Source organism: Streptomyces qaidamensis, assembly GCF_001611795.1.
Classification (GTDB): Bacteria; Actinomycetota; Actinomycetes; order Streptomycetales; family Streptomycetaceae; genus Streptomyces; species Streptomyces qaidamensis.
Genome location: NZ_CP015098.1, coordinates 5,765,092 through 5,782,085, shown reverse-complemented (window position 1 = coordinate 5,782,085; position 16,994 = coordinate 5,765,092). Strand labels below are relative to the sequence as shown.

Here is a 16,994-nt window from a genome sequence, read left to right as displayed (position 1 = left end):
GCGTCCCGTCGCCCTAGAAGAACTCCCCCCACGGCTGGTCCCAGATCTGCTTCACGCACAGGATCAGGAACAGCAGCCCCGCGACGGCGAGCATCACGTTGCTCACCGGGCCGCTGCGCCACTCGCGGGGCGTACGGGGGGAGTTCAGGAGCCAGATCAGCGTGCCGGCGAGGAAGGGCAGGAAGGCCGCGCCGAGCACGCCGTAGATGATGATCAGGCGGAAGGGCTGGCCCTCGAAGAGCAGGATCATCGGCGGGAAGGTCAGCCAGAGCAGGTAGGCGCGGAACGGCCAGGAGCGCTCGCGCGTCCCCGAGGCGACCTCCTCGCCCTTGGACCGGCCCGTGCCCGTCAGGCGGGCGACGAAGTCGGCGAACATCAGGCTCACGCCGTGCCAGACGCCGATCAGCGAGGTGAAGGACGTGGCGAAGAAGCCGATCAGGAAGAACGTGGCGGTGGCCGAGCCGTACTCCTTCTCCAGGATGTCGCCCAGCTGGACCAAGCCCTTGTCGCCGCTCGCGATGGCGACGTTCGCCGAGTGGAGCAGTTCGGCGCCGACGAACAGCATGGCGATGACGAAGATGCCGGTCGTGGCGTAGGCGACGCGGTTGTCCAGCCGCATGACCTTCATCCAGCCGGTGTCGGTCCAGCCCTTGGCGTTGACCCAGTAGCCGTACGCCGCGAGCGTGATCGTGCCGCCCACACCGCCGATCAGGCCCAGCGTGTTGAGGATCGAGTCCTTCTCGTCCGGGAGGACCGGGAGCAGCCCGGCGAAGGCGTCGGGGATGTTCGGCGTGACCCGGATCGCCAGGTACACCGTCACCACGAACATGACGCCCACCAGGACCGTCATGACCTTCTCGAACACCGCGTACTTGTTGAACCAGACGAAGACCAGCCCGACCAGACCGCAGGCGATGCCCCACCACTTGAGGTCCATCACGTCGGGGAACAGCGCCTGCAGCGGCAGCGCGCTCGACGACATCGCCGCCGCACCGTAGACGAAGCCCCAGACGACGACGTAGACCGCGAAGAACCACGTCGTCCAGCGGCCGAGGCTGGCCCAGCCGTCGAACAGGGTGCGGCCCGTGGACAGGTGCCAGCGGCCCGCCGCCTCGGCCAGGGAGATCTTCACCAGACAGCCGATGACCGCGGCCCACAAGAGGGTGTAGCCGAAGTTGCTGCCCGCGATCAGCGTGGCGACCAGGTCACCGGCGCCGACGCCGGTCGCCGCGACGACGATGCCCGGGCCGATGTACTTCCAGCTCGCCTTCCGGGGCTGTGGTGGGGGTGTGGCCTCGTTCTCCGTGGTGTTGCCCGTGGTGTCCGCCATGAAGGTCAAGAAAGCCCAAAGGCGCCCGCGGGACAAGAGGGCCTGACCGGATCTTCACGCGATGCCCGTAGGACACCCCGACCGGTCAGGCCCGGCGGGACGTCACGGCCGCCGCCGACCACAGCCGTCCGCCCCGCACGTGCCGAGCTCGAACCACACGGTCTTGCCCGGCCCGTCCCGGTGGCAGCCCCAGCGCTGGGCGAGTGCGTCCACCAGGAACATTCCACGGCCGCTCTCCCCGCCGCCCGCCTCCAGTACCCGCGGCACGCGGCGCTCGCCGTCGGCGACCTCGCAGCGCAGTACGCCGTGCGCGGCGAAGAGCGTGAGCCGGAAGCGGCTCCCGGCGTGCACCAGGGCGTTGGTGACCAGTTCACCGACGAGCAGTTCGGCCACGTCCGCGACCTCACCGCGCTCGGCGAGCCCCCATCCCTCCAACTGCCTGCGGACCTCCGCGCGTGCCTCGCGGACGGCTGTGGGCCGGGGTGCGTACTCGACCCGCAGATGGCCCGCTCCCAGGGGTGGTTGCGGAAACGGGCCGTAGCGGGCGTCTGGGTCGGGGAGGTGCCGCCCGGAGAGTTGCAGCATGGCTCCAGGGTGATCCCCGGGGGTGGTCCGGCGCAGGGGGAGGACTACCCGATCCCCTACCTGCTTGTGCAGGTGGAAGCGCCCTGGGGCTCTGCGTGGGCTCTGCGTGGGCTATGCGTACTGGAGGCGGACCGTGGCTCCTGCGGCGTCGTCGCGGATGTCGACGTACGCGCAGACCTGACGCGCGTACCACAGCCCCGGGCCCGGTTCGGGGCCGGCGGCCGGCGGGACGAAGCCGGCGAGCGGGTCGTCCAGGCGCCGGGCCGAGCGCAGTTCGCAGACGCAGGCGGGGGCCTCGCCCCACAGCAGGGCGGCACCGCCGAGGGGCGCGAGGGACGCCGCGGTCTCCGCCACGGCGGCGGCGAACAGCTCGGCGTCGGCGGCGGGCAGTCCCCGGCCCACCGCCCAGCTCTGCACGGCCGCGGCGTGCGGCTCCGCGAGGGTCCGTGCTCCGGCCGGGGGCAAGGGCAGGGGCACGGCGTCGAGTTCGGCCGCGAGCCGCAGCGGGTCCTCGTACACCTCGGTGTCGGGGTGGGCGCGGCGGGCCGCGGCGATGACGGCGGGCCCGGCGGTGCGGGTGTCGTAGGCGCACAGGGCGGTCGTGGACAGCGGGGCGAAGAGGAGGTTGGCGAGGGCCTCGTAGCGGATCCACTCGGTGGTCTCGCGGGCCGAGCGGCCGGCCCGGCCGCTCCAGACGGGCTCCATGACGAGGTGGATGCGGCCGCCGGGTCCGGCGTGCGCGTTCAGGTACGCGGCGGCCTGCGCCACGGCGTTGGCGGCGGAGCCGGTGTACCAGTCGGTGTGCGGAATGCAGGTGACGTCCTTCGCGCCGGAGCCGAGGGCGTCCCGCAGGAGGTCCAGGTTGCGCGGGGCGGCGATGGCCACCGGCGGCGGTTCGCCGGAGGTGCCGAGGGCTTCGCCGAGGAAGGGCAGGGCGGCGGCGACGAAGCCGTCGTCGGAGTCGAAGACGGCCATGCGGTGGTCGAACGGGCCGAGTTGTCCGGTGGTCATGTGATCCCCTCGGGTGGGTGGGTGCGGTGGCGGGGTCAGCGCTGTGCCGTCATCCAGGACGCGATCTGGCTGCGGTTGCTGAAGCCGAGCTTGCCGAGGATGCGTTCCACATGGCCTTCGGCGGTGCGGCGGGCGATCACCAGGCGGTCGGCGATCTGCTGGTTGGCGAGCCCCTCGGCGACGAGCCGGGCGACCTCGGTCTCGCGGCGGGTCAACGGGCCCGTGGTGTCCTCGCGGGGCGGCTGGTCGGCGGCCTCCGCGCCGGGCGGGCGGCCCGGCTCCTGGAGCGCGTGTCCGGCCAGCTCCCGCAGACCGAGCGCCCCGCCTCGCCGGCGGGCCCGTTCGAACGCCTCGGGCCCGAGGGCCCGCACCGCCCGCTCCTCACTGTCCCGGCGTACGGAGTTGAGGGTGTGGGAGCCCCAGCGGCCGGTGTCGATGTCGGCCCAGACGCGGTCGGCGCCGCCCAGGAGCAGCGCGGCGTCCTCGGGAGCGCCGCGCCGGGCCTCGATCGACGCGAGCAGGTCGAGGGTGAGGGCGATGCCGATGACGTCGTGGACGGCGAGTTTCAGACGCAGCGCCTCACGGGCGTGCCGCTGCGCCCGGGGCCAGTCGCCGCGCACGGTGTGGGCGAGGGCGAGCATGCGCAGCACGTAGGAGCGGACCCACTGCTCGCCGTGCCGCTCGCACAGCCGCAGGGCCTGCTCGCAGACCTCGACGGCCCGCTCGGCCTCGCCCAGGAAGCCGAGCGCGCAGGCGAGTTCGACCTGGTCGAGGCCGACGAGACTGAGGTGCTGGCCGGGCACGGGGCCGCGGGCGACGGTGGACTCGAAGTGCCGCAGTGCTCCGGGCAGGTCGTCGCCGAACAGCCGGATGACGCCGATGACGTACTCGGCGTGCGCGGCCTCGGCGGTGTCGCCGAGCGCGTGGGCGAGAGCGAGGGCGTCGGCGGCGTGGCCGCGGCCCCGGGGGAAGTCCCGGGTGGCGGCGGCCAGCAGGCCGGCGACCCACAGGCCGCGGGCCCGTTCCCGGGTCGGCCCGGGGGCGGCGGCCAGGGCCCGGTCGAGCCAGTACAGGCCCTCGCGGGAGGCGCCGCAGGCGTGCCAGTGGAACCAGAGCGTGCCGGCCAGGCGCAGGCCGGCGAGGGCCTCGCCGGGGGCGGTGAGGCTGAAGTCGAGGGCGGCGCGCAGATTGTCCTGGTCGGCGCGCAGCAGGGCGGCGGTCTCCGGCTGTCCGGGGCCGAACCAGCCGCGCTCGTACTGCTCGGCCCGTCGCGCCATCCAGTCGCGCTGCCGTCGCCGGGCGGCCTCCTCCTGCCCGGTGTCCCGCCGCAACTGCTCAAGACCGTACTGCCGCAGGGTGTCGAGCAGCCGGTACCGCACGCCGCCGGGTCCGGTCTCCCGGCAGAGCACGGACTTGTCCACGAGCCCGGCGACCGCTTCGAGGACATCGTCCCGGCGCAGGCCGGGGGGCGGGAGCAGGGCGAGGGTGCCGGTGGGGACCGCCGCGGGCCGGAGGCGTGTTCCTGGACGGTCGGCGGGCTGGGCGCGTGCACCGGGGCCGTCCCCGAACCAGCCGCCGGCACCGGAGCACTCCCCGGTACGAACACCTGCTCCGGTACCGTCCGCTGGCCTGGCACCCGCTCCGCACCCCGCCGACGACTGGGCCGGCAACGCGGGCAAGGTCGCCGAGTGCGGGAGTGCGACGGGGTGACCCCGCTCTCCCGGAGGCCGGGCGACGGTCTCCGGGGTCGCGTCCGCGCAGACCGCCTCCGCCGTCTCCAGGTCGAAGCTGCCCGCCAGGACCGACAGCCGGGCCCACACGGTCTGCTCGGGGCGAGTGCACAGGTCGTGGCTCCAGGCGACCGCCGCCCGCAGGGTCTGGTGGCGGGGCAGGGCGGCGGGGCTGCCGGTGGTGAGGAAGCGGTAGCGGTCGTCGAGGCGGTCCAGGAGCTGGTCGACGTCGAGGACGCGCATGCGGACGGCGGCGAGTTCGATGGCGAGGGGCAGACCGTCCAGGCGGTGGCACAGCCGGGCGACGGAGGCGCGGTTGGCGGGGGTGAGACGGAAGCCGGGGACGACGGCGGCGGCCCGGTCGGCGAAGAGGGTGAGAGCCGGGTAGGCCTGGGCGGCGGACAGGTCGCCGTCCGGGTCGGGCACCGGCAGCGGCCGTACCTCCAGGAGGTGCTCCTCGGTGAGGCCGAGCCGGTGCCGGCTGGTGGCGAGGATCCGGACGCCCTCGGTGCCGTGCAGCAGGGCCGCGGCGAGCCGGGCGCACGCGCCCGCCACGTGCTCGCAGTTGTCGACGACGAGGAGCAGCCGCCGGTCCCGTGCCTGCTCGACGAGGGCGGCCAGGGGCGGCTGGGCGGAGCGGTCGTGGAGGCCCAGCGCGTCGGCGGCGGCGAGCGGGACGAGAGCCGGGTCGTGCAGTCCGGACAGGTGCACGAAGCGCACGCCGTCCGGGAAGGCGCGCTGCACCCGGGCCGCGATGCGCGCGGCGAGCCGGGTCTTGCCGACGCCGCCCGGTCCGGTCAGCGTCACCAGCCGTGCGCGGGCCAGCAGTTCGCGGCCCTGGGTCAGTTCGCCACGCCGGTCGACGAAGCTGGTCGTCTCGGCCGGCAGGTGGTGGTCCCGTCGTGGCGCTGATCCGCCCATGATCAGCCAGTCCTTCGGGGGGTGGGGGTCCGGGGATCCGGGCACTCCGGCTCCCCTTGCGCGGACCCTCACTCTCTCCCGGTGCGTACATATATGCACGCCAGGGCCACACCTGCGGGTGTACTTCCGTCGGGACACCTCGACCGTGGTGCCGCACGCGTACACTGCGCGGCCACTTTCAGTCTTGACCGGGTCATGCCATTGGCAGAACGATATGCGCCACCCGCACCACGTACGTCGCACGGACAACCCCACCTCCCACAAGGAGATTTCATGCGACTTCGCATACGAGGCTCCGGTGCCCGCACCGGCAGACGCACCGCCGCCCTCGCCGGCCTCCTCGCCCTCGCCCTCGCGGCGCCCCTGTCCGCGACGACGGGCGACGCCACCGCCGACAGCGCCCGCAAGCCGGCCGCCTCGGCCGACGACGTCCGGCAGTACGAGATCCATCTGCACTCGACGGCAAAGGACCGCACGGCACTTCAGCGCGCGGGCGTGACCGTGGACGAGGTCCACGGACACGGCGTCGTGGTCTCCGGCCGCGCCCGCCAGATCAAGAAGCTGCGCACGCTGGGCTACGAGGTCACCCCGCTCGGCGCGGTGCCCGACCGGTCCGCCGGCGAGGACGACGTCCGGCTCCTCGACTTCCCGTCGGCCGACTCGAAGTACCACAACTACGCGGAGATGACGAGCGAGATCAACTCGATCGTCGCGGCCAACCCGTCCATCGCGAGCCAGCGCGTGATCGGCAAGTCCTACCAGGGCCGGAACATCGTCGCCATCAAGATCAGCGACAACGTGAGCACCGACGAGTCCGAGCCGGAGGTGCTGTTCACGCACCACCAGCACGCCCGCGAGCACCTGACCGTCGAGATGGCGCTCTACCTGCTGCGCGAGCTGACCTCCGACTACGGCTCCGACTCGCGTGTCACCGGCATGGTGAACAACCGCGAGATCTGGATCGTCCCGGACATCAACCCGGACGGCGGCGAGTACGACATCGCCACCGGCTCGTACCGCTCCTGGCGCAAGAACCGGCAGCCCAACTCCGGTTCGTCTTACGTCGGTACCGACCTGAACCGCAACTGGAACTACCGCTGGGGCTGCTGCGGCGGCTCCTCGGGGTCGACGTCCTCGGACACCTACCGCGGTTCCGCGGCCGAGTCCGCGACAGAGGTGAAGGTCGTCGCCGACTTCGTGCGCAGCCGGGTCGTCGGCGGCAAGCAGCAGATCAAGGCGGGGGTCGACTTCCACACGTACAGCGAGCTGGTGCTGTGGCCGTTCGGCTACACGAACTCCGACACCACGACCGGGATGACCGCGGACGACCACGCGGCGTTCAAGACGGTCGGGCAGAAGATGGCCGCCAGCAACGGCTACACGGCGAAGCAGTCCAGCGACCTGTACATCACGGACGGGTCGATCGACGACTACCTCTGGGGTGTGCACAAGATCTTCGGCTACACCTTCGAGATGTACCCCCGCTCCGGTGGGGGTGGGTTCTACCCGCCCGACGAGGTGATCGAGCGGGAGACCTCCCGTAACCGCGACGCGGTGCTGCAGTTGCTGGAGAACGCGGACTGTATGTACCGGTCGATCGGAAAGGAAGCGCAGTACTGCGGTTAGTCCGCGGCTTCCTCTTCCTTCTCCTCTTCCTCGAAGTAGGCGTCCAGGACCGCGTCCAGCTGGGCGTCCCACTCCTTGAAGTGGCTCCTGGCCGGTGCCTCGATCTCGATCGGGTACCAGCGCCGGTCAGGGGTGTGGACGGTGACGGTGTACCGCTTGCCGAAGCGGGCGGTCTCCGTCTCGACCGCGCCGATCTCGTCCCAGCGGAACTCGCACTCCTGGTCGTCCAGGGACATGCGGACGCCTCTGTGGTCGGCGACCATCCTGGCGCGGCGGTCGGACGCCTCGAAGACGGGGCCGTCGATGTCGGCTTCGGTGTCCTCCTCCGGCTCGGAGGGGGACGCCTCGGCCGTCTCCTCCGACTCGGCGGCGGCCTCGTCGGCCTCTTCGACGTCCGCGACCTCAGGCTCCTTCTCCGGCCCGCCCTCTTCCGTCCGTCCGGACGCGGGTGACGTGAGCCCGGGGATGAAGGCCGGGTCGAATCCGGCGCCCTCCAGGGGCTGGCTGCTCGAACCTATGCGCTGCTCCACAGGGGAGCAGTATGGTCGAGAAACCTGTGCGGCACACAGTCGACCCCGACTTCGTTATCAGACGCCTACACGAACAGGCTCAATACCGCCGCCACCGCGAACCCCGCCCATGCATACGGCTTCTGGGTAGGGAGGGGGAGCGCGGCGCGGCGCATCGAGGGCGCCGCGCCTCGAAGAAGGCGGGGTGGGGCGGATCAGCCGAGGACGGCCAGCGCGTCGATCTCGACGAGGAGACCCGCGGGGAGGCCGACGTAGACCGTCGTGCGCGCGGCGGGCGGCCGGGTCAGGCCCTGCTCCTCGAAGTACGCGTTGTAGATCTCGTTCATCTCGGCGAAGTGGTCGACGTCCGTCAGGTAGACGCGGATCATCATCACGTCGTCCCAGGAGGCGCCGCCCTCCTCCAGGATGGCCTTGACGTTGGCCAGCGTCTGGAGGGTCTGCTCGCGCAGGGCCGGCCCGGCGGGCGTGGGCGCCTTGCCCTCCTCGGCGGGCAGGAAGCCGACCTGGCCGGCGACCTGGAGGATGTTGCCCTTCTTCACACCGTGCGAGAACTTCGCCGGCGGGGTGGTGTGGGTCTTCGGGGTGAGCGCGATCTTGTCCGTCATTCGGTGCCCTTCACTGGTGTTCTGCCGGAGTACTCGCCGCTGATGGCGTCCGCCGTGCGGCGCACCAGCGGCAGGAGGGTGAGGAGTTCGTCGGCGGTGACGACGACGTTCGGCGCGGAGACCGACATCGCGGCGACGACTCGGCCGTCGGCGCCGCGGATGGGCGCGGCGACGCAGTTGATGGACTCCTCGTGGCCGCCGAGGTCGGTGGCCCAGCCCTGTTCGCGCACCTTCTCCAGCTCCCGCAGGAACGCGCCGGCGTCGGGTGTCGAACGGGACGTGTAGGTGGGGTAGTCGAGCTTCTCCGCGACCGCCCGCCGCTCGTGCTCGGGCAGGTCCGCGAGCAGCAGCTTGGCGACCGCGGCGACGGTGATGGCGACGGGCTTGCCGATGCGCGAGTACATCCGCACGGGGTAGCGGCTCTCGACCTTGTCGATGTAGAGGACCTCGTTCTCCTCGTACACGGCGAGGTGCACGGTGTGCCCGCAGTCCTCGTTGAGGCGGACCAGGTGGGGGTGTGCGATCTCGCGGACGTCGAGGTTCTCCATCGCCTCCTGGGCGAGGGCGAAGAGCCGGGCGCCGAGGCGGTAACGCTGGTCGGACTGGCGGTAGACGAGCCCGTGCTCGTGCAGGGTGCGCAGCAGGCGCAGCGCCGTGGACTTGTGGACGCCGAGGCGGTCGGCGACCTGCCCCAGGTCGGCGGGGCCCTCGGCGAGCAGCGGCAGGATGCTGAGCGCGCGGTCGACGGTCTGGCTCATGACGTACGTACCTCCTCGTCGGCCCGCTGTGTCTCCTCGGTCCAGCCCGGGCCGAGTCGCAGTCTCCCCCATGCCGCGTCGTCCAGGGCGGCGAGCCGGTCGGCGTGCTCCCGGGCGGGCGGTGCGGCGAGGTCACCGGGCGCGGTCAGGGCGGCGGCGGCCATGAGGTGCCCGTGCCGCAGCCTGTCCCGTACGGGTAGTGCGCGCAGGGTGGCGGAGAGGAACCCGGCGGCGAAGGCGTCTCCGGCGCCGACGGCGGCCACGACGTCGACCCGGGGCGCGGGGACGAAGGTGACGTCCCGCTGCTCGAAGACGGTGGCTCCGGCGGCGCCCTGCTTGACGACCAGCACCTCGGGTTCGGGGAGGGCGGCGCGGACGGCCTCGGGGCTGTGCAGCCCCCAGGCCTCGTCCTGCCCGACGAACACGAGGTCCGCGCCCCGTGCGAGGTCGCGCAGCACCGTCGGGGCGTCCGTGTCGCGCCACAGCCCGGGTCGGTGGTTGACGTCGAAGGAGACCAGGGACCGGCCGGGCCGGCGGGCGGTCAGCTCGCGCATCAGGTCCAGGCAGCTGCCGGACAGCGCGGCCGTGATCCCGGACAGGTGCAGCACGCGTCCGGCGCGCACGGCCGCCGGGTCGGGGTCCGTCACGCTCATCGCGGACGCGGCGGAGCCGGCCCGGTAGTACGCCACCTCGTGGGCGTCGCCGGCCCGGTCCCCGGCGGTGCGGAAGTAGATGCCGGTGGGGCGGCCGGGGTCGCGCCGGACGTGCGCCACGTCGACGCCGTACCCGCCGATCGCCTCCACCAGGTGATCACCGAACGGGTCGGCTCCGACCCTGCTGATCCACCGCGCTGAGTGCCCGGCCGCCGCCAGCACACACGCCACGTTCGACTCCGCCCCGCCGATCCCCCGCTCGAACGACGGCACGTCGGCGAGGCGGCCCGGCCGGGTGGGCGCAAACGTGACCATGGACTCGCCGAGCGCGACGACGTCCACGACGTCGGGGGCGTTGCAGGGTCCGGTGGGGGTCACGATGCTCGTAGCTCCTCGGCGGCTTCGGTGGGTGGCGGCTTCGGTGGGTGACGGCTTCCGTGGGTGACGGCTTCGGTGGGTGGCGGTTTCATTGACCGGCGGTGGCCGAGATGTTAGACAGCGTTGAGCGCCATACGCAATGAAGGTTGCACATAATGCAACATCGCTGATCAGGAGGCCCCATGACAGCCGATACCGCCGCCGATTCCCTCGCCCGGCTCGCCGCCGAGCGCGTCGATCACCGCTTCAAGGGCCTCCCGCCGGACGCCGACGGGCTGACCGTCGCCGAGCTGGCCGGCCAGCGCCGCAACCTCTTCACCGGCGGCTTCGCGACACCCGTGCTCGCGCTGTCCGCGGAGCGCCTGGAGCACAACCTGAAGCTGATGGAGACGTACGCGGCCCGGCACGGCCTGGCCTTCGCGCCGCACGGCAAGACCTCGATGGCCCCGCAGCTGTTCCAGCGGCAGATCGAGCACGGGGCGTGGGGCATCACGCTGGCCGTGCCGCACCAGGTGCGGGTGGCGCGGGCCTTCGGGACACGGCGGGTCTTCCTCGCCAACGAGCTCGTCGACGCGGCGGCCCTGCGCTGGATCGCGGCCGAGCTGGACGCCGACCGGGATTTCGAGCTGGTCTGCTACGTCGACTCGGTGCGCGGGGTCGAGCTGATGGACGAAGCCCTGCGGGACGCCACGCGGCCCCTGGACGTCGTCGTCGAGCTCGCGGCCGGCGAGGGCGCCCGGACCGGGGTGCGCACGGAGGCGGAGTGCGCGGCGGTCGCGGACGCCGTGGCCGCCACGCGGACGCTGCGGCTCGTCGGTGTCGCGGGCTACGAGGGCGAGGTGCCGAAGGCCGACACCGAGCGGGTGACGGCGTGGCTGCGGCGGCTGGTCGCCCTCGCCGCCGACTTCGACAAGGCCGGGCGGTTCACCGGGCTGGACGAGATCGTGGTCAGTGCGGGCGGCAGCGCCTGGTTCGACGCGGTCGCCGAGGTCTTCGCGGAGATCCCCGAACTCTCCCTTCCCGTACTGAAGTTGCTGCGCTCGGGCGCGTACGTCTCGCACGACGACGGCCACTACCGCAAGCTGACCCCGTTCAACCGGATCCCCGAGGAGGGCGCCCTGGAGCCGGCGTTCCGGCTGTGGACGCAGGTGGTGTCGCGGCCTTCGGCCGAGCAGGCCTTCGTCAACTCGGGCAAGCGGGACGCGGCCTACGACCTCGGCCTGCCCTTCGCCCAGGTGATCCGCCGGGACGGCGCCGAGCGCCCGGCCACCGGCGTGTCGGTGACGGCCCTGTCGGACCAGCACGCCTGGCTCGCCACCACGCCGGACGCGGATCTGGAGGTCGGCGACTGGGTCGGGCTCGGGCTGTCCCACCCGTGCACCTCGTTCGACAAGTGGCAGCTGATTCCCGTCGCCGAAGCGGACGGCACGGTCGTCGACTACGTCCGCACGTTCTTCTAGGAGGCCGTCAGCGATGGAAGAGCTCGTCATCCGGGACGCCGACGTCGTCGACGGCTCCGGCTCGGACGCGTACCGGGCCGATGTCGTGGTCGACGGCGGCCGGATCGTGTCGATCGTCAAGGAGGCCGCGGCGGCCGGCTGCCAGCGGCCGAAGGCGCGCCGGGAGCTGGACGCCGAGGGCCTGGTCCTCTCTCCCGGTTTCATCGACATGCACGCCCACAGCGATCTGGCGCTGCTGCGCGACCCCGACCACAGCGCCAAGGCCGCGCAGGGCGTCACCCTGGAGGTCATCGGCCAGGACGGCCTGTCGTACGCGCCGGTCGACGACCGCACGCTCGGCGAGGTGCGGCGGGCGATCGCCGGATGGAACGGCCCGGGTGACGACATCGACTTCGACTGGCGCACGGTCGGCGAGTACCTGGACCGGCTGGACCGCGGGATCGCCGTGAACGCGGCCTACCTGATCCCGCAGGGCACGGTCCGGGCGCTCGCCGTCGGCTGGGAGGACCGCGCGGCCACCGACCAGGAGCTCGACCGGATGCGGCAGTTGGTGGCCGAGGGCATGGAGCAGGGCGCCGTCGGCATGTCGTCGGGGCTGACCTACACCCCGGGCATGTACGCGCGGGACGCCGAACTGACGGAGCTGTGCCGGGTGGTGGCGTCCTACGGCGGCTACTACTGCCCGCACCACCGCTCCTACGGTGCCGGGGCCCTCCAGGCGTACGAGGAGATGGTGGCGCTGACCCGGGAGGCGGGCTGCTCCCTCCATCTCGCGCACGCCACCATGAACTTCGGCGTGAACAAGGGCCGGGCGCCCGAGCTGCTGGCCCTGCTGGACGAGGCGCTCGCGGCCGGGTCCGACATCAGTCTCGACACGTACCCGTACACACCGGGCTGCACGACGCTGGCGGCCGTGCTGCCGAGCTGGGCGAGCGAGGGCGGCACGGAGGAGACCCTCAGGCGGCTGGCGGACCCCGGCACCGCGGAACGCATCCGCCACGACCTGGAGGTCACCGGCTCGGACGGCTGCCACGGCGTGCCCGTCGAGTGGGACACGATCGAGATCTCGGGCGTGAACGACCCGGCCCTGGCCGGTTTCGTCGGCCGGACCGTCCGGGAGTCGGCGGACCGGCGGGGCGAGGCCCCCTGGGAGACCGCGCGCGGACTGCTGCTGGCCGACCGGCTGGCCCCGACGATCCTCCAGCACGTGGGCCACGAGGAGAACGTCCGGGAGATCATGCGCCACCGGGTGCACACCGGCGGCTCGGACGGCATCCTCCAGGGCGCCAAGCCGCACCCGCGCGCCTACGGCACCTTCCCGCACTACCTCGGGCACTACGTGCGGGAGTTGGGGGTGCTGTCGCTGGAGGAGTGCGTCGCGCATCTCACGTCCCGCCCGGCGGCACGGCTCCGGCTGCCCGACCGGGGCCTGGTGCGCGAGGGTTACAGGGCCGACCTGGTGCTCTTCGACCCGGCGACGGTCGCGGCGGGCTCCACCTACGCGCAGCCGCGCACGCTCCCGACGGGCGTCCCCCACGTGCTGGTCGACGGCCGGTTCGTGATCGAGGACGGCCGCCGCACGGACGTGCTGGCGGGCCGGGCGGTCCGCAGGACTCCTCCCGCGTGACCGCCCGGCCGGCACCCTGCCTTACGGCTTGGGCAGGGTGCAGCCGCTCGCGCTCAGGTCGAGCTTGCTGTCGATCCCGAAGCAGGCCGGGATCCCGTAGGTCTGCTGGGCGTAGTTGATGCCCTTGCGGACGGTCACGGTGCCGTTCGCGTCGACCTCGCAGGGGTTGTTCACCGTGCAGCGCTCACCGTCCTCGTTGCCGGTGTTGTTGATGGCGACGACCTTGTTGGTGGCCTGGTCGACGACGGGCGAGCCGGACGTGCCGCCGATGGTGTTGCAGGCGGAGGTGTAGCGGACCGAGTCCTTCCAGGTCCAGTCGCCCTCCTTCAGGGTGGGCACGAACCCGTCGATGGAGCAGCTGTAGATCCGCTTCCAGTAGCCGGAGGGGATACCGATGGCGGTGCCGGCGACCGGGTGACTGTCGCTCAGCGTCAGCGCGTTGATGTTGTACGAGCTCTTGATCTGCGCGTACGTGGTAGTGAGCTGGTACAGCGCGACGTCCGTGTCGGTCATCGTGCCGTAGGCGAGCTTGGCGGCGCGCAGGGTGGCGACGCGCGAGCCGGAGGCGTTGAGCAGACTGAAGGTACGGCTGGAGGCCTTGTCGACGAGGACCTGCCCGGGGCCGGGGAACCCGGACTCCAGACAGTGGCCGTTGGTCATCACGAGCGCCGGGTCGTTGTCCTCCGAGTCCGGCATGCGGACGACAGAGCCGGAGCAGTTGCTGAGCGCGACGGTGCCGGCGAAGTTCACGGCTTTGGCCTGAGGGCCGCGGAGCCCGGACAGCGTCTGCTCCACGGACGTGACCACGCCGGAGACGGCGGACGTGGCCGAGCCCGTGTCCGCGGTCTTGCCGACGCCCGTGGGGGCGGCATCGGCAGCGGCCGCGGGGGCCGCGCCGGCCCCGGCTATCGCCAGGGCGCAGAACGCGGCGGCGAGAGGTTTTCTCATGGGGGGTCCCCTCTTGCGACGGAGGCGACCGGAAATCCTCCGGCCGCCTGCACTGTTGTCATGTGCATTGTGATCGTCGCGAGGGGGCGGGCACAAGAACCTGTTCCACGACCGGAATCCCGGCGTCCTGCCCGACCCTACTCAACCGCCCTTACAGCACGGTCACTTGGGTCCCTTGGTGCCGCCGCGGCCGTGTCCGGGTTTGCCGTCGGGCCTGCCGGGGGCCGAAGCCGTGGGGGTGGGGCTGGGGTCGGATTCCACCGGAGCGGTGGTCGTGGCGGCGGCCGGGGGTGGCGCGCCGTCCGAGTCGGACGCGGACGGGGTCCGGCTCGCCCCGGGCGACGGGCTCGCGGACGCGGCACCGGACGGCCCGTCAGACCGCCCCGGGCGGCCGGCGCGCGGGGCGTCGGGGTTCGCCGCCGGACCGGTGGTCGTGGGTGACGCCGCCGGCGACTCCCCCACCCCGGCCGCCGGGTCCGTGGAGCCACCCTCGCCGCCCCGCGTCCCGCCGGAAGGCGCACCGGAGAAGGAGAGCCCGGCGACGATGAGGGCCACCGACACGGCACCCACGGCCCCGGCGGCGACCGCCACACGGCGCGACCGCCGGGCGGGGGGCTTGCGCCGGGTGCGACGCCCGGCACCGGCCCGGCCTCCCGGCGCCGGCACCACGGGCAGCTCCCGCGTCTCACCGACGCCGTCCGCGCCGCCGGGGTGCGAGGGGGCGGGGGCAGGGGCAGGGGCAGGGGCAGGGTAGTCGGGCCCACCGCCGGAGTCGTGGGCATCGCCGGGGTACTCATGGCCGGTACGGGAGCCGCCGGCGGCATCGCCGGGGTACGCGGGACCGGCGGGAGAGCCCTCCGCACCACCGCCCGGATACACGTGCCCGGCACGGGAACCCTCCGCACCACCGCCCGGATACACGTGCCCGGCACGGGAACCCTCCGCACCACCGCCCGGATACACGTGCCCGGCACGGGAACCCTCCGCACCACCGCCGGGAAACACGTGGCCGCCGTGGGAACCCTCCGCACCACCGCCGGGAAACACGTGGCCGCCGTGGGAACCCTCCGCACCACCGCCGGGGTAGAGGTGCCCCCCGTGGGAGCCCCCCGCACCGCCGTCGGCGTACCGCTGGGCGCCGGTGCGGCCCGCGTCGCCCGTGGCCTGCGCGCCGTCGGCCGGATGCGGGGCCGTCGGCGTGATCGCCGGGTCCGTCCGGTCGTAGACGTCCTGCCAGCCGTGTGCCGCCGCCGGGTCCGCGAAGGCGTCGTACGCCGGAGGGGGCGCCGCCTGCGGCAGGTACACGTTCGGCGGTCCCTGCGGCTCGCCGCCCGTCGCTCCGTCGGCGTAATCGAATGGCTTGGACATGGCGGCGCATTCTAGGGACCGAAGGTGCTGGTGGGACAGCGTGCGGCGACATAGCCCCATATAGCCGCGTCTCACGTGGCGGAAAACACGACCCGGGAGCCATTACCGGGCCGTAAGCTCCCACACATGCAGGTGATCCAGTCGACCAAGCTCGCCAACGTCTGTTACGAGATCCGGGGCCCGGTGCTCGAGGAGGCGATGAGACTGGAGGCTGCCGGGCATCGGATCCTCAAGCTGAACACCGGAAACCCGGCCGCGTTCGGCTTCGAGTGCCCGCCGGAGATCCTGGAGGACATCCTCCGGAACGTGTCGTCGGCGCACGGTTACGGCGACGCCAAGGGCCTGCTGGCCGCGCGCCGGGCGGTCGTCATGCACAACCAGACCCTCGGCATCGAGACGGACGTCGAGCACGTCTTCATCGGCAACGGCGTCTCCGAGCTGATCGTGATGGCGATGCAGGGCCTGCTGGACGACGGCGACGAGGTCCTCGTACCCGCGCCCGACTACCCGCTGTGGACCGCCGCCGTCTCCCTGTCCGGCGGCACCGCCGTGCACTACCGCTGCGACGAGCAGGCCGACTGGATGCCGGACCTCGCCGACATCGAGCGCAAGGTCACCGACCGCACCAAGGCACTGGTGATCATCAACCCCAACAACCCGACGGGGGCCGTCTACGACGAGGCGATGATCAAGGGCCTGACCGACATCGCCCGCCGGCACAACCTGCTCGTCTGCTCCGACGAGATCTACGACAAGATCCTCTACGACGGCGCCACGCACACCCCGACCGCCTCCGTCGCCCCGGACCTGCTCACCCTCACCTTCAACGGCATGTCGAAGGCCTACCGGGTGGCCGGCTACCGGGTCGGCTGGATGTCGATCTCCGGGCCTCGCGCCCACGCCGACTCCTACATCGAGGGCCTGACGATCCTGGCGAACATGCGCCTGTGCGCGAACATGCCCGGGCAGCACGGGGTCGTCGCCGCGCTCAGCGGGCGCCAGACGATCAACGACCTGGTACTGCCGGGCGGGCGGCTGCGCGAGCAGCGGGACACGGCGTACGAGCTGCTGACCCAGATCCCCGGGGTGAGCTGCGTGAAGCCCAAGGGGGCGCTCTACCTCTTCCCGCGCCTCGACCCCAAGGTCTTCAAGATCAAGGACGACCGCCGCATGGTCCTGGACCTGCTCCGGCGCGAGAAGATCATGGTCGTCCAGGGCACGGGCTTCAACTGGCCGGAGCCGGACCACTTCCGGGTCGTGACCCTGCCGACGGTCGGGGACCTGACCGACGCCATAGGGCGGATCGGCCACTTCCTGGACGGCTACAGCCAGGCCTGACCCCCGCGACCGCACCTCACCGGACTGCCCGTTCACACTATGTGCGCGGGCAGTCCGGTTTTGTGAACAACTCAACTTTAGACGAAATCTAAGCTAGGATGGTTTCCTGCACTCAGGAGGCCTTCC

General features: G+C 72.3%; 14 protein-coding genes. 4 read left to right on the top strand and 10 right to left on the bottom strand.

Annotated features, from left to right (window positions below; genetic code table 11):
• Nucleotides 1-13: 13 nt before the first annotated feature.
• The 4 genes from A4E84_RS25775 to A4E84_RS25760 form a co-directional block, all read right to left on the bottom strand.
• Entirely contained in the window at nucleotides 14-1,330 is a 1,317-nt protein-coding gene (locus A4E84_RS25775) for an Nramp family divalent metal transporter (RefSeq protein WP_062928821.1), read from the bottom strand.
• Nucleotides 1,331-1,432: 102 nt separating this feature from the next.
• Nucleotides 1,433-1,915 (bottom strand): ATP-binding protein, encoded by a 483-nt coding sequence (locus A4E84_RS25770; protein ID WP_079129117.1) that lies wholly within the window; start codon nucleotides 1,913-1,915, stop codon nucleotides 1,433-1,435.
• Between the two features lie 111 nt (nucleotides 1,916-2,026).
• A complete protein-coding gene (locus A4E84_RS25765; RefSeq protein ID WP_062928820.1) occupies nucleotides 2,027-2,926 on the bottom strand; it encodes an MEDS domain-containing protein in 900 nt (299 codons plus the stop codon).
• A 35-nt stretch (nucleotides 2,927-2,961) separates the two neighbouring features.
• Nucleotides 2,962-5,577, bottom strand: a complete 2,616-nt coding sequence (locus A4E84_RS25760) for an ATP-binding protein (protein ID WP_062931615.1) — start codon at nucleotides 5,575-5,577, stop codon at nucleotides 2,962-2,964.
• Between the two features lie 273 nt (nucleotides 5,578-5,850).
• Between A4E84_RS25760 and A4E84_RS25755 the strand changes: the two genes are divergently transcribed.
• The gene (locus A4E84_RS25755; protein ID WP_062928819.1) at nucleotides 5,851-7,203 is read left to right on the top strand and encodes a M14 family metallopeptidase; all 1,353 of its coding nucleotides are present in this window, start codon (nucleotides 5,851-5,853) and stop codon (nucleotides 7,201-7,203) included.
• On the opposite strand, the gene A4E84_RS25750 is transcribed toward A4E84_RS25755, so the two are convergent.
• The 4 genes from A4E84_RS25750 to A4E84_RS25735 form a co-directional block, all read right to left on the bottom strand.
• Entirely contained in the window at nucleotides 7,200-7,733 is a 534-nt protein-coding gene (locus A4E84_RS25750) for a hypothetical protein (protein ID WP_062928818.1), read from the bottom strand. The genes A4E84_RS25755 and A4E84_RS25750 overlap by 4 nt on opposite strands.
• Before the next feature lie 194 nt (nucleotides 7,734-7,927).
• On the bottom strand, nucleotides 7,928-8,338 hold the full coding sequence (locus tag A4E84_RS25745; RefSeq protein WP_062928817.1) for a RidA family protein: 411 nt from the start codon (nucleotides 8,336-8,338) through the stop codon (nucleotides 7,928-7,930).
• The gene (locus tag A4E84_RS25740; RefSeq protein ID WP_062928816.1) at nucleotides 8,335-9,096 is read right to left on the bottom strand and encodes an IclR family transcriptional regulator; all 762 of its coding nucleotides are present in this window, start codon (nucleotides 9,094-9,096) and stop codon (nucleotides 8,335-8,337) included. The genes A4E84_RS25745 and A4E84_RS25740 overlap by 4 nt, the downstream gene beginning before the upstream one ends.
• Nucleotides 9,093-10,127, bottom strand: coding sequence for a sugar kinase (locus A4E84_RS25735; RefSeq protein ID WP_062928815.1), 1,035 nt, complete (start codon nucleotides 10,125-10,127; stop codon nucleotides 9,093-9,095). Before A4E84_RS25735 ends, A4E84_RS25740 begins: the two co-directional genes overlap by 4 nt.
• Nucleotides 10,128-10,309: 182 nt before the next feature.
• Here A4E84_RS25735 and A4E84_RS25730 point away from each other — a divergent pair, with 182 nt between their 5' ends.
• Complete coding sequence (locus tag A4E84_RS25730) at nucleotides 10,310-11,587, top strand: amino acid deaminase (RefSeq protein ID WP_062928814.1); 1,278 nt, start codon at nucleotides 10,310-10,312, stop codon at nucleotides 11,585-11,587.
• A gap of 13 nt (nucleotides 11,588-11,600) precedes the next feature.
• A complete protein-coding gene (locus A4E84_RS25725) occupies nucleotides 11,601-13,214 on the top strand; it encodes an N-acyl-D-amino-acid deacylase family protein (protein ID WP_062928813.1) in 1,614 nt (537 codons plus the stop codon).
• Between the two features lie 21 nt (nucleotides 13,215-13,235).
• Here A4E84_RS25725 and A4E84_RS25720 read toward each other — a convergent pair whose 3' ends face one another.
• Entirely contained in the window at nucleotides 13,236-14,162 is a 927-nt protein-coding gene (locus tag A4E84_RS25720) for a S1 family peptidase (RefSeq protein ID WP_062928812.1), read from the bottom strand.
• 162 nt (nucleotides 14,163-14,324) lie between these two features.
• A complete protein-coding gene (locus A4E84_RS25715) occupies nucleotides 14,325-15,530 on the bottom strand; it encodes a hypothetical protein (protein ID WP_062928811.1) in 1,206 nt (401 codons plus the stop codon).
• Nucleotides 15,531-15,656: 126 nt separating this feature from the next.
• Between A4E84_RS25715 and A4E84_RS25710 the strand changes: the two genes are divergently transcribed.
• A complete protein-coding gene (locus tag A4E84_RS25710) occupies nucleotides 15,657-16,868 on the top strand; it encodes a pyridoxal phosphate-dependent aminotransferase (RefSeq protein WP_062928810.1) in 1,212 nt (403 codons plus the stop codon).
• The last annotated feature ends 126 nt before the right edge of the window (nucleotides 16,869-16,994 follow it).